The sequence below is a fragment of the Shewanella sp. SM29 genome, assembly GCF_025654245.1.
In the GTDB taxonomy this organism is placed as follows: domain Bacteria; phylum Pseudomonadota; class Gammaproteobacteria; order Enterobacterales; family Shewanellaceae; genus Shewanella; species Shewanella oncorhynchi.
The window spans coordinates 113,672-128,736 of record NZ_JAKKRN010000014.1 but is presented as its reverse complement, the minus strand read 5'-3'; the positions used below and the strand labels follow the sequence as shown (position 1 = coordinate 128,736).

Sequence of the window (15,065 nt, the reverse complement as noted above, 5' to 3'; positions counted from 1 at the left end):
CTCTATGCTGGCTGAAATCGTGTTGTGGTGTATTGGGTTAGCGGCACAACACCTTGGATGGCAAAGATATTTTCAAGCCAATACAGTGAGAAAGCAGGCTGTGCTATCAATTGTTAGACTTGGAAAGGAAGTACGCAAAAGAGACAAATATCCGGTAAAGGAGACAATTTTTCGCTGGGCATTAATCGAATATATAAACTTAGTTCATGACGCTGGAAAACCTCAATTATGAGGGGATCCCCCAGCGCCGCGCTAAGCGGACAAAAATTGTTGAGGCATGAAACATAACAAACTGTTTTTTGTTACGTTTAATCGCCTTATTATAAAGCTTTATTAATTTTATCTATGATTTTAGTTGGGTACTCTACTGAGGCGAAATCAAAATTATAGAAAACTAAGGTATCTTTAATAGACAGCGCAACTAGATTAATAGCTTGATCAAAATATTGTAAAGATTTCTCATCATTGAATGCAGATCCAAGTAAAACTTGCTCTCCGACAGAATTTTCAACCAAAGCACCGACGTTTCCATGAGAGTACATAGAAAGAACTGAATAATACCCATTGTATAACTCAACCAATTCCGATTTATTAAAGCGTTCCCAAACAGATAGTTTTTTTCCCACGTTTTTTGTGCTCTTCCGCAGTATCACTCTTTACATGTTTATGGAGTTCGTAAAGTCGCCAGTATTGTGCCTTAGTCATAGCGTCTGGGTGATTAGTATCTTTTATACAACATTGAAGGTCTGCATACGACTCTAAAGCTGAACGAAGGACAATAGGAACCGATGTCATTCTATGATTGTTTAAAAGTATTACTGCATCTAAGCATAATTCAGTAACTCTTATGCTCAAAGCGAGAATGTATTTCTCTTGCAAGTTACTATGACTTAGAGATTTGAATTTTTCATCTCGAAACTTTAGTAAGCCGATCCAATCATCTACCGTACCAGAACTCATAGCTACCTTGCTTTATAACGTCTTAGTATTTATACACTGCGCTGTTTGCAGGGCATAAATCGCTTGTTGGACTTGGCCGATGCCACATCCGTGTCAATTGGTATAAATGATGCTATAGGAATTTGCTTTTTTGCGGTAGCGGTTTTTTATACAGTTTGATTGGTAATCACTTGATATCGTTTTAGCTTTCTCATTTTTCGCGCTTATTTTTTGCTGATGAATCGCTATCTAACGACTCGAAACTCCAAGGAATATACCTCCCCTCGGAGTTGCCGCAGGGCGAATAGACAAATTGCGTGAGTTCGGTCATGGATGACCGACTAGCTTTCGCAGGTGCAGGGACGCATCCTTCGGAAGCGATAGCAAATTTGTCAATGAGCACAAGGGGCTTTCAACTCCGTTGGGGGCGTCTTGGAGCATCCAAGGAGGATAGGACGAGCAGTCCTCCTTGGTCGGGTGTGGGGTGAAGCCCCACGACTTTGATTTTGATTAAAGCATTCAAACTACGAAACACACTTTGGGGCATTAGCTTTTCAGCTAATCGAACAACGATAGGGTTAATGAGGATTGTCATTGTTGCACCTGTAACCTTCTAAAACAGGGATATTTTATTAGAGCCCTCAGGGAGGCTTCTTGTTAAATAAAGAGGTGACGAGTCACTGGGGAAACAATGACAATTGATGCGTCACAACTGACAACAACTTTATTTTGCTTTTGGGCAAAAAGAAAAGCCCGCGGCTGCGAGCTTGGCGTCACTTAAAATCAACGGAATAAAAAGACTGGCTTAACGATAAGTCAGCGTCGTAGTATCCGTTAACTTGTCGTTATCTTTAACGGTCAGTTCAACTGTGTGTTGTCCACGGCGGGCAAGGCGTAATACCACTTGACCGTTAGCGCGAGTGCCATTGTCGAACGTCCATTTATGTTGCTTGATTACGCCATCGGTATCAAAGCTAGTCGAAATAAACATATCGACAACACCGAGATTGATACGCTGAATTTGCGCAACGGGTGGTTGTTTCACGTTATCAGCAACCACTGTCACCATTTGCGACGTGCTATGGGTTAGGCCGTCGTTATCAGTCACAGTTAGCGTGACCAGATACTCACCGCTTTGGCTGTAACTGTGAGTCACTACCTCACCCATTGCGACGGTATTATCACCAAAGCTCCACTCAGCTGACACGATTTGTCCGTCGCTGTCGGTTGAAGTGGATGTCAGTTGTACCGCAGCGCCATTCACCACTTGAGTGAAACTGGCCACTGGCGCGGCTTTTTCCGCTTCGAGCAAGAGCGAAATCACCACAGGATCGTGATCCGATGAGCGATAAGCATCACTTGCGAATAAGTCTTGGATTTGAGCAGGCGTCTTAAACTCTTCGTTGTAATCCAATACACGTGGTTCGTCGGTATTGATATGCCACTGCGTCACATCCACCACTTTATCCAGCAGGGCTGCGTTCGCTAAAGCATGGTCCAACTGACCCGATTCAGCCGAGAATACATAGGAATAAGGGTTCGGTTTTTCAAGTTTGGCAAACAGCTCACTAAAGCCTGCATTACCTAAGGCCGTTAATGGATCTTCCTTCGCATAGGCGTTCAAATCACCAATCAGCAGCACGCCTTGATCTGGATATTGCTCGCTAATCCATTGACCTGCAGCCGTCGCCGCACGGGTACGAGTGATATTACAGTTGCCTTGACCGTCGTTAAGATCAGGTTCGCCCGCACATTCACTGCCCTTAGATTTAAGGTGATTAACCGCAACAACCACGCCTTCTTCACTGCCGTTCACGCTAAAGGCTTGCGTCAGCATTGGACGGTTTTTGCTATCGTCAAACAGGGGCTGTTGATCGCTATCTAATGGCGAATTTGCACTAGATAGAATACGTGCAGCGCCCTGCGGCGTGACTTTATCACTACGATAAATCAAGCCGACTGTGATGGCATCGGTGCCAATCGCATTCATGCCTGTTGGCGCGATATAAGCGTAACGCGCTTCACCCACAGCAGCATTCAAACCTGCGACTAAATCAGCAATGGCTGAATTGGCGCCAAAGCCATCGTTCTCGATTTCCATCAAACCGAATACGTCGGCACTAATGCCCACCATGGCGCTGACAATCTTCGCCTTTTGACGCTCAAACTCGCTTAAGGTATTGGCACCACGCGCGGTTGGGAAACCTGCACCTTGGCCATCACCATTGAAGTAGTTAAGCACGTTAAAGCTAGCGACTTTTAGATTACCACCCTCAACCAATGTGGGCGCAACTGGGCGTGGGTTTTCCGCCACAAAGTTCACCGTTTCGATTGGCATAATGCGATACAGATTAAAGCCATAGTGCATTACACCCGTAAGCGATGTGGCTTTATCGCCTACACGCACTGTGTTTGATGCGCTCAAACCAGGAGCGGGGAATTGCACAGGATCAGGATTCTGCGCCGTTAAACCGTCATCCAGTAAAATACTGTCACGTTGGTTGGCTGCACTCACCGCTAGCGCATCCGCGCCCGGTGCAGCCACCTGCGTACCAATAAAGTGGCGCTGACTGCCTAATGAAATCTCGCCATAACGACCGAGGTTATAGACTTCATTCACCACTAAATCTTGGCTAAAACGAACACGCATGCCCTCAAAGGGCTCAAAATCATCACTGCTGTTAACAGGTAAGGTCACTAGCGCGGCCTTTGGTAACGTTTGTCCTGTAGCACACAACTTGTGTTCTGATAAAGTCGTTAGTTCAGTTAAGCCTTGATATTCAGTGACTTTGGCTTTTAAACGAATACGATCGCCCGCCACATAAGCTGTGGGCGCAGTGCCGGTATATACAAACACACCTTCCGAGGTTTGCGGATTGCTATCGGCTTCGTTATCAGCCATTTGCACGAAAATGCCCTTAAGACCGGCTTCTTGATTACTGACGACAACCGCCTCAACCACTAAAGTTTGTCCATTGAGAGGGCTGGAAGCACCCGCGCCTTGGAGCGCATGAATTGCTGTGGCCTCTTCGCCGCACACTAAAGAGCTTGGTGGAGGGTCGACGGGATCGGTTGGCGTACCCGCACTGAACTTACCAAGATCAGAAACATCGTCCTTCGCAAAACCTAGCCAAGTGCTAAAGCTTACTGCATCAGTACTGATAGGATCGGCAATCAGCAGATCAGGATTACGGCGCAGGGTATTATCTTGAGTGGAGAGATCACCACTGCCCCACTCGGCACCGGGATCAACACCGACTTGGCCTAAACTATCAATGACTTGATTTTGATAGGTCAGTTCAATCGCATCGTCGCCGTTAAAGAAGCTGGCGCTACTCTGTTGATTTGTGACCGCAAGGATATCGGCAGAAGAGTCATTATCGGCAACCACATAAGTCGCCCCCGCCGCTAATGAGCCAGTGAGCGCAATGGTCGTGCCGACATTTGTGCTGCCATTAAAATAGAAGCGCAATTGGTATTGGCTTAAATCAATAGCGCCCGCGGTTGGGTTATACAGTTCGATAGCTTTATTATTGCTGCTGCCTTCGACGTATTCAGAAATGATCACATTATCCGCGCCATGGGCAAGCCCACAAACGCTGCTGATGGCTAACGCCAGCACAGTTTTAGTGTTAAACATTGAGACCCCTAAATGTATTGTTTTAATATTTGGTATTTAATTGATGCGCTTAGATGCTTCAAGGTGATATCACCTCGAAGACTGACAATACTATAGGCGGTCAAGGTTACAAATTGGTTGCATCAAAGTTGCAACTTAAGGTGGATATTATTCGTGCGATTTAGCGATCAGAACTAGGAAGAAAGCAGTACGGGAGATGCTGGCCGCACTACACAGTGCGGCCAGAGATAAATCGAGGTTAATCAAGTAAGCAGAACAAATGGATGGCAATCCTGACAATCATGACACAGGGTTATAAGGGCTGAAGCTTTTCATCGAGTAAACTGACGAGCAGTAACTCACCTTGCAAATTCACTCTAAACTCACCGTATTTTGCTGCACTAAAATGATCGGCTTGTCCTTCTTCAAAGAAAAAGCTGTTCGATGCGAGCTTAATTTGATTACCACGGACACGAAACTGCACTCGTAGTTGATCTTTACCGAGTGCTTGGTCGGTATAAAAGTCCACAAAACGCGCCACTTTTTGCCCATCAACAGCCAGTAATAACTGCCCCTGCATTTGTTGCGGCGCTAAGGCGCTACGCACATCGCGCGTAATGGCATATTCAAGCGCCATGTAATCACCCTGCATTAATGAGCGCGGATCGACCGGTGCTAATGCAAAACGCACCACTTGGCCGTGATTAAGCAGTTGTTCAAATTTGAAAATGCGCCAATTCACGCCAGCGAGAATCGCCACTGTTGTGAACAGTACGAGCCCAATCGCCCATTTATGTGAAGCCGACAGTTTTCCCATCACATTTCCCATCACACAGTCTCCTTGGCATTTTCATCGGCAGGAAATAACCGCCACATCACTAACCTTGCCACCAACAGCAAGGCGCCTAAGCCCATCAAATAACCAGATTTAAGTAACAGAGTCGTCTCTAGGGAATAATAATACCCGCTGACAAATAACAGCGCCGACACCATTCCCATACCTTTCAACCAAGACTCGTTGCAATAATGACCAAGCAAGATCAATAGAATAGCCGTTGATAAACCCTGCATAGGTAAGGATAAACCGCTAACGATGACTAAACCGATAACACACCCTAGCGCCGCTGGTGAGCTTAGTGATTGCTGGCGCTCGCGCAAGATTGTCACCAATAAAAATCCGTAAATAGCGAAAATAATCAACAGATGAGTCAGTGTCAGCCACAGGCTTTGCTGCCAAGGGCTAAATAAGGCTTCAAAAATACTGTCCATACTAAAAGCGTGCATCAACTGCAACGAAAGCAAGGCGAGTGCGAAGCCATAGATGAGCATCCGAGCCCTACGATAATGACGCCCGAACTGATTGATATTTAATAACACTAGACTAATGACTACGGCAAAAAGGCTTGGGCTAAAATTGAGCAGTTCAAATTTTGCCATCAGGCCAATCACGCACCAACTAAAGCAAAAAGCGAATACAAACTGGGCTAGCCCATGGGCAATCAAGCCCCACAGTAATAATGTAATACCCGCCATACAGAGATACCATGTGAGGCTAAAATCATTGTTAATTAAATCAAATAATCCCCATGCCACACTGATCAAACCACTCAAACAGGCGGCAAAAGCAAATTGTTCAATAAAAATCTGTTGCCGCGGTAAAAAATACAGCCCAATCCCCAAGGCTAAATAGGTTAAGCCAATAAATAAAATGACATCTTCTTCAACATGCTCAAAAATGGCACCAAACACTGCCATCATGAAGCTCAATAAAAACAACGCCGCTATCCAAGCAGCAAACGCCTGCATAGTGGCAATATACCAAGGGATATCATGGTCTTCTGGCATTTGAGCTGCACTAACATTGCCTTCGGCATACAAAGCTTGCCAGTGTTTGATTAGACTTAATTCACTCGAAGCGTCGATTGACGTAACACTATCAGTGCAGGGTCGAGTGATCATTTCGCTATCCTGTAAACCATTATTGTTGCTCATGAACATCTCCCACGCCCACGCTCCCTTGGGTGGCGATTCCTACAAACTGAGGTTTAAGTTTCCGGCTTAGCTCCCTCAACCAAATACTCAAACCTGTGCTTGCCAAAATGATATAAAGCCCAATAAACAAAAATCCACCTATGGGGTCATTATCCTCAAACATCAGCTTTATCAGTAACGCGGCGCCCACGGCAATCAGGCTAAAACCGCCCAAGGCCAAGGGATATATGCGTGGTAATCTATAACGAAAAATAACGAATCCGAATATCAGATGGGCAAAATAACCACAGAAGATCCCAGTGCTGAAGCTGTCACGTTCAAGGAAATCGTCGAAAATAAGCCAAGTGATTAACCAAGTAAAACAACCCATAGCAAACAATGAACAGGCATATTCAAGGATTGGCGCATGCCAGCGCCCCGCGACTTTGTGGTCTAAAAGTACAAAAGCATAATAGATAACTAAATTCAAACAGATAAAGAGCAGCAATTGTCCTTGAGCGCCCCAAAATAATCCCCAGAAATGGGAAAAGGAATCCAGAAATATCCCTATGCTGAGGTTTAGCAATCCCACCAGCAACAGCCATAAACCATCAAATCCCGCCACCCAAGCAAAGGGTAAGATAACGAATGCCCATAGCGCGAATAACTGCCAAGGATCGGCGCCCGTTTGATAGGTTTGCCCAACTAACGCTAATAAGCCACCAACTAACACACTTGCGGCCAGTAGCACGCCATTGGCGGTCGTCGCACCAAAAGTGCTATCTTTACGATAAGAACTAACAGGGGAATAAATGTTGGCACGATAATAGAGCCAAGCAAATGCGCTGATAGCGAGTATTATCGCCACTTCAATCAGTCCAAATTTGGCAAATCGCCCCAAAGATTGCCAATTATAGGCAAAGAAAAAAATCACCCCACAGGCAAAACTTAACGCACCAAACCAGAGTAATAAATGAGCAATTAAGCGACGCCAACTCGACCCATCCGGCAAGACTGTCACCTGTCGATAAAGCTTATTCGCCTGCTCTTGCGTGATATGTCCCTGTTCAACCCAACCACACACTTGAGATTTTATCTTGCTCAATGTGAAATCTCCCTCATCCTGTTTGCGCTAGCTTACTATGACAGATTTAAAATTCGCACTTTATCGACAGCATTGAACAAATTAAATTGTGTATACTTGTAAAAAATCATTCATGCTAAAAATAACAAGGGGTGACTATGATATTGAGCCAGTTGTGTCGTCTACTCTTTTGTTTAGCCTTAAGCATTAGCGCATTTACCACGGCTATCGCCCAAGATAAAGTTCAGTCGCCAGCGATTCCCGAGTCAATTCCGACAATTCATGTCGGTGGTTATCAATTTGCTCCCTATGTCCATCAACAACAAGACGGCCGTTACACAGGTCTCACACTCGATATCATTAATGCATTAAATCAAGTACAACAAGAAGTGGTCTTTAAATTTGCCGTCACCAGTATTGAGCACAGATATAAAGCCTATTCCTTAGGTCGCTTCGACATGATGCTCTTTGAGAATCCCGCTTGGGGATGGCAAAAAATAGCGACTCAGTTTATTCCGCTACATATGATAGATTGTGAAGTCTTTATTGCACTTAAAACTAAAGCTCATAACCAAAGCTATTTCAAAAACTTAACCAACAAGTCAATTGCGTTCATCAAAGGATATCACTACCAGTTTGCCCACTTTGAAACCGATGCGAACACGCTGGCAAAGCAATTTCGCCCCTTGTTCGTCAGTCACAATAACGCCTCTATCGAAAGTATTCTACGTGAGCGCGCCGACCTAGCGCCCGTGACTAACTCTTACCTGCAGTATTATTTAAAGGCTCATCCAGAAGAGAGAAAATTACTTTTAATATCAGATGAATGGGACCAAAAATACGCTAATGGCATTTTACTCAACCCCAGTTCACAGCTCGATAGCAAAAGGCTCTCACACTGGATTGAACTGCTCATCAATAATGGTAAGCTCGCTGAACTCGCCGCCCAATACGGTATTCAATTAACCCCATAATTCGCTGTTTGTTTTTCAAACTCTTACGCTTCAATCGCGATGATTTACAAACTATCATGAGCAATTTACGCGGCAGACAAGAGTGGCCCTAGCATAGCCAAAATACCAATGAGCAAGAAAATCAGCGCTTGCACTATGATCATCTGGCCACTATTGGGTGGACTCAGAGTGGCAATATAAAACTGCCAAATCGCAAAGATCCCGTAGTTCATCCCGAGGAATAACAACAGGCTAAAGGCATACATCCCAGGGATCACCTTAAGTGCACAGGCTAAAAGTGCAGCCGTTGAAACCACAAAAAATACCGATTGGCAGTGAAATAAGCACAGTAGCATTTGCTTGCTTTGCTGTGACACATTCGCCTTCAAGAGCGGCGCCAATAAAACCCGCTTACCATAGATTAAATGGTAGCCACAGACTCCAGCACTCAAAACAGTCGCTGCCATTATTGTTAATACCATAGTGCTCCCATTTAGTACTCATATGTGATTATCTTTGAATATCGTAAACTGAACTAAGAATTTAAAACTGAGGAGAATTTAAACCCAAGGCTTAAATACTTGACCATGTAACTAGGACCCTAAAAACTGCGGTTGAGTTTCAGCCGAGCGAAAATAAGCAACTTGGTTCTAAGCCCCTAAACCAAACGGGGCTAAAATCTATGGGAAAACCGACTCAATATGAATGACCCCATCAGCTCCTTAGTGCTTGTGCTTTAAGCAAAAAGGAGCCATCAGGCTCCTTTTCTTCACAATCCGTAAACGATTACCCTGACTAAAACCTACGATTACATCGTCGCCATAGTCCAATAATTTAAACGCTTTTGTGGATCGGCTAACAGGTTTTTACATTCTTCTTTATATTTACCCATTAACGCACCTAAGTTACTTGACCCCCCTAAGCTTTCGATTTGACGGGCTTTAGCATCGGCAACCGCTTGAGTGACCTCAGCTTCAGAGCTGTATTTCTTAGCTAAATTCTCAGACTCAATTTTAGAACTTTTTAAACGCTCACCCACGGCCTGCATTTGCGGTGCATTCATCGCCCCAATGGCTTCTGAGCTAATTTGATAGTAAGCGGCACATTCAATGGCTTCTTTACTAAACGCTTTTTCTGCTTCATCAGCCCAAACTGCAGTACTGGCACTTAAGACTAAACCACCTAATACTAGCGTTTTTACCTGAGTTAACATGTTACTTTTCCTTTTAATCGCCATAAATAAACCTACTCAAGCCCTCGGTGGAGCTCAAGTTCGTAGATATAAAAATCTTGGTTACGCACAAAGCCTAAACCTTCATACAAGCCCTGCGCGCGCTGGTTTTTTTGCTGTGTTTCTAACATCAAATAACTCATATTATGCGCTTTGGCATAACTGGCGGCCTGTAGCACTAATGCCCGCCCAATACCGACACATCGGGCATGTTGAGTCACATACACATCATTGAGGATCAACATAGGGGCCAAACGTAACGATGAAAAACTGGGATACATTTGAACAAAACCTAATCCAAGCCCTTGATTATCTTTAGCAATAAATATCACCGATGAGCCATCTGACACTCTTGAATGAATAAACTGCTCCGCAGCCGCGAGATCATCCCTACGCCCATAAAATTGTCGGTACTCATTGAATAACACTGCAACCTCATGGACATGAGTCACATCTACTCGAGTTATGATGCTTGCCATGGGCTTTTCCTATTTATCATTAGAGTGTTAGCGGTCGTTGTCGCAATCGAAATTGCAGACTGTTTTTCACCGTTGGCCACTCGGTATCAATAATGGAATACACCACGGTATCGCGGATAGTGCCGTCCTTAAGAATCTTATGATTTCGCAATACACCATCTTGCTTAGCGCCCAGTCTTGCAATAGCTTGTCTCGAAGCTTGGTTATGCCAATGAGTACGAAACTCAACGGCAATGGCGTCTAAGGTTTCAAAAGCAAAGGTCAATAACAGCAGTTTAGCTTCAGTATTAATCCCAGTGCGCTGGGCACGTTTAGCATACCAAGTGTATCCAATCTCAAGACGGCGATTATCAGACTCCCAGTTGCAAATTCGCGTGCATCCGACGATTTCCCCTGACACTCTATCCCGCACCGCAAAGGGAAAACTCTGGCCCTGCGCTTTTTCTTCGAGCGCTTTAGCCACATAGAGCTTCATCTCAGTTGGCTCAGGAACACTGGTAAACCATAAACGCCAAAGTTGACCATCTGTGACGGCGAGACTCAATGCCGCCACATGGGACAAAGATAAGGGCTCAAGTACAATATGCTCACCACTTAAACAACCTAAGTTATCTTCACAGCCCACAGTATCGCCTCCGTTAGATGATAGAAAAGTGTGTTGTAGCGCACGTTTTTATCTAGCCTAACATTAAACGAGAATAAAAAAACACCCTATTTTCAGCATGATTGGACAAATTCATTCCATTGTTGGCGGCTTAGATTACCTAAAGCTTAAGAGTGTAAAAAAATTTGAAAAAATGAGTAGAAGGTAGTTAAAACAGGTTGGAATAAATACTGCTGCGGAAGAACACGCCGTGATGGCCAATCAATATCCGAGAAATAGCCAATGACATTGCGCAGTCGCGATAAGTGATTGGTGATTGGTGATGACTATGACCAAAAGCGACAATCGAGAGCAAAAACACCTAAACCAGTGGGCAGCATTTAGGCGTTTGTTATCTGGTGAAGTTAAAAGCTAAAGTTAAAAGCCATGCACGCTGTTACTGACCCTAAACCAGCCCGCAATACTATTACGCTGGGCCAAGGTTTTGGTCACCTCATGGGGAAAACGCTCACTGAGGAAAATCACAAAATGGCCCATTTTAGGCGCGATGCGCTCAATCTCAATATCGGCTTCATCATAGATAATCAACTCACCACAATCTGCCGCTTTCCAGTCAGGATTTAAGAAAAACACTGTGGTTAAAATACGATTTTGGCTGCCTTTTAGCGCATCAACATGTTTTTTATAAAAGGCCCCAGGCTGATATACCGCATAGTGGCTTTCATAATCGAATAAGCCCATAAACAAGCGACGATTCAAGCCATTTTTGAGTTGTGTCATCAACTCAAGATACTGGGCATCAGGCTCATTTTGCTCTTCTAGCCACTGTATTCTGTCACGACGAATGTCTGGATTTAAGTGCTGTTCAGAACCTCGACCAATAGAGGCAGCTTTTAATTCATATATTTCAGTTGATTGAATTTTTTCCAATAGTACTTGGCTAATACAGAGAGGAACTAAGTCAGATAAAAAGATATAGCCTTTGTCTACCAAGGCATCAGCGATCACGTCCAGCATTGCTTCACTTAATTGCGAAACCATTATGCTACATCCAAAAAAGGGCTACGCTTTTGCTGTACTCAAGGGCTCAAGGAGGGATTAAGTGAGCCTGATTTTCGAGGGGCGTCGATAAGAGATATGATTGCCATATCTCAACGATAAATTTTGCGAAATTCTAGAATAAAGAAGACGGAATTACAATAAAATAAAAACCTATATAAACAACACGTTAACGTTAACCAAACAGTTCAACAGGCGCATCATGATCACTAAGCTGCAAACAACGCTCAAAGTGTAATCCAAGTTTGTTCAGCAAAGCTTTTGAAGCACTATTATGGCTGCTAACAATCGCGACAATACGCTCAATACCTAAACTTTTACCTAAGTCAAAAGCGGCTTTCGCGGCTTCGAATGCATAGCCCTTGCCCCAATATTGCGGCAAAAAAGCATAGCCTATATCTACATTGTCCAGTGTCGGCCGTTTGATTAAACCGCAGATGCCAACGGTGAATCCATTCTCGGCGAGCACTACAGCATAAAAACCAAAACCGCACTCGGCATAACTTTTCATCGGTCCATTGACGATATAATCCTTAGCCTGCACAAGTGTGCGTACTCCTCTATCCCCGATATTCTCTATAAAGCCTTGGCTATTGAGCAAGACTAACATAAAAGAAGCGTCGGCTGGGGTTAACTGCCGCAGGATGAGTCTAGGAGTACGCGCAACTTGCATAGAATTTCTCCACTAAAAAAGAGGGCGGATTTATAAATAACGGACGTACTGACTGCCATCCTTTTGCGGTTTCTTAGGAGCAGTAACGGCTGGCGTACCCACATACAAAAAGCCGACGATTTGATCGTGTGGCTCAAGACCTAAAGCAACATTCACATTCGCATCAAAGGCAAAATCCCCTGTACGCCACACTGCACCTAAACCTAAGGCGAAGGCAGCCTGCTGCATCGCCATGGTCGCGCAACCCGCTGCAATAAGCTGTTCAAGTACGGGGACCTTGGAATGTTGCTGCGTTTTCGCCACGACAGTAATCACCATAGGCGCGCGCATTGGCATGCCCTTAGCTTTATTGACAAAATCCTCATCGGCGCCGCTCGCTTTCGCTGCCTCAACAAAGATATCAGCCAAAGTATCTAACCCTTTTCCTACGGCAATAATAAATTCCCATGGCGCTAGGGCGCCATGATCTGGCACACGAATGGCAGCATCTAAGATGATTTTTAATTGACTCGCATCTGGAGCAGGAGCAGTTAATCGTGGGGTTGATTGGCGAGTGAGTAAAAGTTCAATAGCGTCCAAGTTCTTATCCTAGTTCGATATAAATTGCGCTCAAGCATAGCAAATTGCTGACAAAGAGGCATAAAAAAATCCCACCGCTTGAGTGGGATTTAACTTGTTGAGTGCACTTAACAATTGAGTGGGCTTAAAAATTAAATGCGCTTGAAAATCCGATGCAGTTAACAATTGGGCCCGCTTGAGAAAGACTTACTTAATCCCACAGCGCTTAGCGATGAAATAATCTAGGCTAGTGTAACGACCACCGCCTAAGGTAAAAAGCGCCAGCAACATAATAAAATAGGTGATCGCAAACTCAATACCATTATTAAGCACAGCAAAATCACCTGAACTGGTCAGCCAGTCATAGTTACCGTGCTCCTGCAATAACTCTTTGGCTTTTATCAGTTTATCCCCTGCTTCAAGCACTCTGTCGTTGGCTAGCCAAGAACTACCATCTGCAATCGCTAACCAGCCATTTGGCCAATGCACAGTCAATGCGGCGACCAACATAGTGACCATTAAAGGGATTGAAATCAGTCGCGTCGCGAGCCCAAGCAGTAACAAGATAGCGCCAAAGAACTCAGTTCCCGCCGCCAGTCCTGCCATTAACGCCGGCATTGGCAGACCTAAGCCCCAATCGGGATTGGCAAACCAAGCAACCGTATCTTCAAAGTGAGCGAGCTTGTTATAGCCTGCTTGCATCAACACAGGTGCAAGGTAAATCCTAAGGGCTAATGGCGCTAAGCCTTCGAAATAGCGGCTCATATTGAGTAGTTTCTGATAAAGGGATACGAGTGGCATAAGGTCTCAATTTAGTAGTTAGTAGGCTGATTTATTGGCTTGCAGGAATAGACCCTAGCAAGGCAATAAATCTTTCATGGCCTAGGCTTCTTTTTCAATCGCTTCTTGATTCAGTTCCTTGAGATCTTGAATGAGTCCACCTAACTTTTTATAAAAATGCTTAGACTGCTGCTCCGATAAGCTCGCATTCATCGCCAACAACAAAGTCCCAAATGCCTCAGTATTTTTACGTAAAAACACTTTATGTTGTTCTGACTTAAGCTCATCGGGCTGCGTCATCAGCAAGGTTAAACGCTCGGTTAATAATGTTTTATCGGCGCGCTGACCCAGTGCAACTTCAAACTGGCGTAACCATTCGTGTCTGTACTCAAGCCACATATCTAAGGTGGATAAACGCTGTTGATTATATTGGTGAATAAGCACTTTTTGCTCCACAGTTACACTTCCAAGCCAATCATCAAATTGGGTTTGAAGGTTTTCATCGGCATCTTTTTGTAACTGTTCAGGGGTTTTTCCCGCAAATTCTTTAACGAGCTCCTGCTCTTCCTCCCGTAATTTTGTGAGGATCTGCTTCACCTGTTCATCGGACAAATACATTATGATAGGTAGAAGCTCGGGCAAGGCGAACTCAAACAATCGAAACCAATGCCGCTTAGCAATATTCACATGATCTGCCCATAGCACTGGCGTTAACGTATTGGTTTTTATGAGGCCTTCGACTTCGGTCAATTGCACCACATAATGAGCTAACTCTTTGGATTGGTGCCAAATGACAAATTTTTCAATGAGGGCATCAAATGCCTTTTGCTGAGATTTATCTAAGGTAACATAATCCTCTTGCTCCCAGCCGATGGCCCAGTCGAGGAAATGGTAACTGAATTTAGTGGAGCAGGCGCTTAAGCCTAAGAGACACACAAGTAGCATCACGCCTTTTTTCATACTGAATAATCCATCCTAGAATTGTTGCTAATAAGACGCTTGAGACTATATAAAGTTGCTTTTTATATCAAACAAGTTTGTCTAATAAAGGTTTTCAGTATGTTCTACCCGCATGTCCCACCATAGCGCGGTCAATGCCATAAGGGAATGAGCCA

16 protein-coding genes and 1 pseudogene are annotated in these 15,065 nt (G+C 44.4%); 2 read left to right on the top strand and 15 right to left on the bottom strand.

What is annotated here, in order from left to right; genetic code table 11:
- Nucleotides 1–232, top strand: a pseudogene (locus L5L77_RS11925) (IS4 family transposase); the annotation flags it as partial.
- Between the two features lie 88 nt (nt 233–320).
- Here L5L77_RS11925 and L5L77_RS11920 read toward each other — a convergent pair.
- The 6 genes from L5L77_RS11920 to L5L77_RS11900 form a co-directional block, all read right to left on the bottom strand.
- Nucleotides 321–626, bottom strand: coding sequence for a hypothetical protein (locus L5L77_RS11920; protein ID WP_263181016.1), 306 nt, complete (start codon nt 624–626; stop codon nt 321–323).
- Nucleotides 592–960, bottom strand: a complete 369-nt coding sequence (locus L5L77_RS22790) for a DUF5677 domain-containing protein (RefSeq protein WP_372835315.1) — start codon at nt 958–960, stop codon at nt 592–594. Before L5L77_RS22790 ends, L5L77_RS11920 begins: the two co-directional genes overlap by 35 nt.
- Before the next feature lie 784 nt (nt 961–1,744).
- Nucleotides 1,745–4,579 (bottom strand): ExeM/NucH family extracellular endonuclease, encoded by a 2,835-nt coding sequence (locus L5L77_RS11915; RefSeq protein ID WP_263192800.1) that lies wholly within the window; start codon nt 4,577–4,579, stop codon nt 1,745–1,747.
- Between the two features lie 292 nt (nt 4,580–4,871).
- Entirely contained in the window at nt 4,872–5,387 is a 516-nt protein-coding gene (locus tag L5L77_RS11910) for a GDYXXLXY domain-containing protein (RefSeq protein WP_263192798.1), read from the bottom strand.
- Nucleotides 5,387–6,550 carry a DUF4401 domain-containing protein gene (locus L5L77_RS11905; protein ID WP_263192796.1) on the bottom strand — a complete coding sequence of 388 codons (1,164 nt, stop codon included), beginning with the start codon at nt 6,548–6,550 and terminating at the stop codon, nt 5,387–5,389. Before L5L77_RS11905 ends, L5L77_RS11910 begins: the two co-directional genes overlap by 1 nt.
- Nucleotides 6,537–7,634, bottom strand: a complete 1,098-nt coding sequence (locus tag L5L77_RS11900; RefSeq protein ID WP_263222773.1) for a DUF2157 domain-containing protein — start codon at nt 7,632–7,634, stop codon at nt 6,537–6,539. The genes L5L77_RS11905 and L5L77_RS11900 overlap by 14 nt, the downstream gene beginning before the upstream one ends.
- 137 nt (nt 7,635–7,771) lie before the next feature.
- Here L5L77_RS11900 and L5L77_RS11895 point away from each other — a divergent pair, with 137 nt between their 5' ends.
- The gene (locus tag L5L77_RS11895; protein ID WP_263185971.1) at nt 7,772–8,587 is read left to right on the top strand and encodes a substrate-binding periplasmic protein; all 816 of its coding nucleotides are present in this window, start codon (nt 7,772–7,774) and stop codon (nt 8,585–8,587) included.
- A 65-nt stretch (nt 8,588–8,652) separates the two neighbouring features.
- On the opposite strand, the gene L5L77_RS11890 is transcribed toward L5L77_RS11895, so the two are convergent.
- The 9 genes from L5L77_RS11890 to L5L77_RS11850 form a co-directional block, all read right to left on the bottom strand.
- Entirely contained in the window at nt 8,653–9,048 is a 396-nt protein-coding gene (locus tag L5L77_RS11890; RefSeq protein WP_105252761.1) for a hypothetical protein, read from the bottom strand.
- 326 nt (nt 9,049–9,374) lie between these two features.
- Nucleotides 9,375–9,779, bottom strand: a complete 405-nt coding sequence (locus tag L5L77_RS11885) for a hypothetical protein (protein ID WP_105252762.1) — start codon at nt 9,777–9,779, stop codon at nt 9,375–9,377.
- 32 nt (nt 9,780–9,811) lie between these two features.
- The gene (locus tag L5L77_RS11880) at nt 9,812–10,276 is read right to left on the bottom strand and encodes a GNAT family N-acetyltransferase (protein WP_028760288.1); all 465 of its coding nucleotides are present in this window, start codon (nt 10,274–10,276) and stop codon (nt 9,812–9,814) included.
- Nucleotides 10,277–10,295: 19 nt separating this feature from the next.
- Nucleotides 10,296–10,901 carry a GNAT family N-acetyltransferase gene (locus tag L5L77_RS11875; protein ID WP_198572706.1) on the bottom strand — a complete coding sequence of 202 codons (606 nt, stop codon included), beginning with the start codon at nt 10,899–10,901 and terminating at the stop codon, nt 10,296–10,298.
- A gap of 396 nt (nt 10,902–11,297) precedes the next feature.
- Nucleotides 11,298–11,921: a 2OG-Fe(II) oxygenase gene (locus L5L77_RS11870; protein ID WP_173496565.1), complete on the bottom strand. Its 624-nt coding sequence runs from the start codon at nt 11,919–11,921 to the stop codon at nt 11,298–11,300.
- Nucleotides 11,922–12,114: 193 nt separating this feature from the next.
- The gene (locus L5L77_RS11865) at nt 12,115–12,612 is read right to left on the bottom strand and encodes a GNAT family N-acetyltransferase (protein WP_263185969.1); all 498 of its coding nucleotides are present in this window, start codon (nt 12,610–12,612) and stop codon (nt 12,115–12,117) included.
- A gap of 30 nt (nt 12,613–12,642) precedes the next feature.
- Nucleotides 12,643–13,191: an NAD(P)H nitroreductase gene (locus tag L5L77_RS11860; protein ID WP_263185968.1), complete on the bottom strand. Its 549-nt coding sequence runs from the start codon at nt 13,189–13,191 to the stop codon at nt 12,643–12,645.
- Nucleotides 13,192–13,377: 186 nt separating this feature from the next.
- A complete protein-coding gene (locus tag L5L77_RS11855; protein ID WP_263185967.1) occupies nt 13,378–13,971 on the bottom strand; it encodes a DoxX family protein in 594 nt (197 codons plus the stop codon).
- Nucleotides 13,972–14,052: 81 nt separating this feature from the next.
- Nucleotides 14,053–14,910, bottom strand: a complete 858-nt coding sequence (locus L5L77_RS11850) for a DUF6279 family lipoprotein (protein ID WP_263222770.1) — start codon at nt 14,908–14,910, stop codon at nt 14,053–14,055.
- Nucleotides 14,911–15,065: the final 155 nt, after the last annotated feature.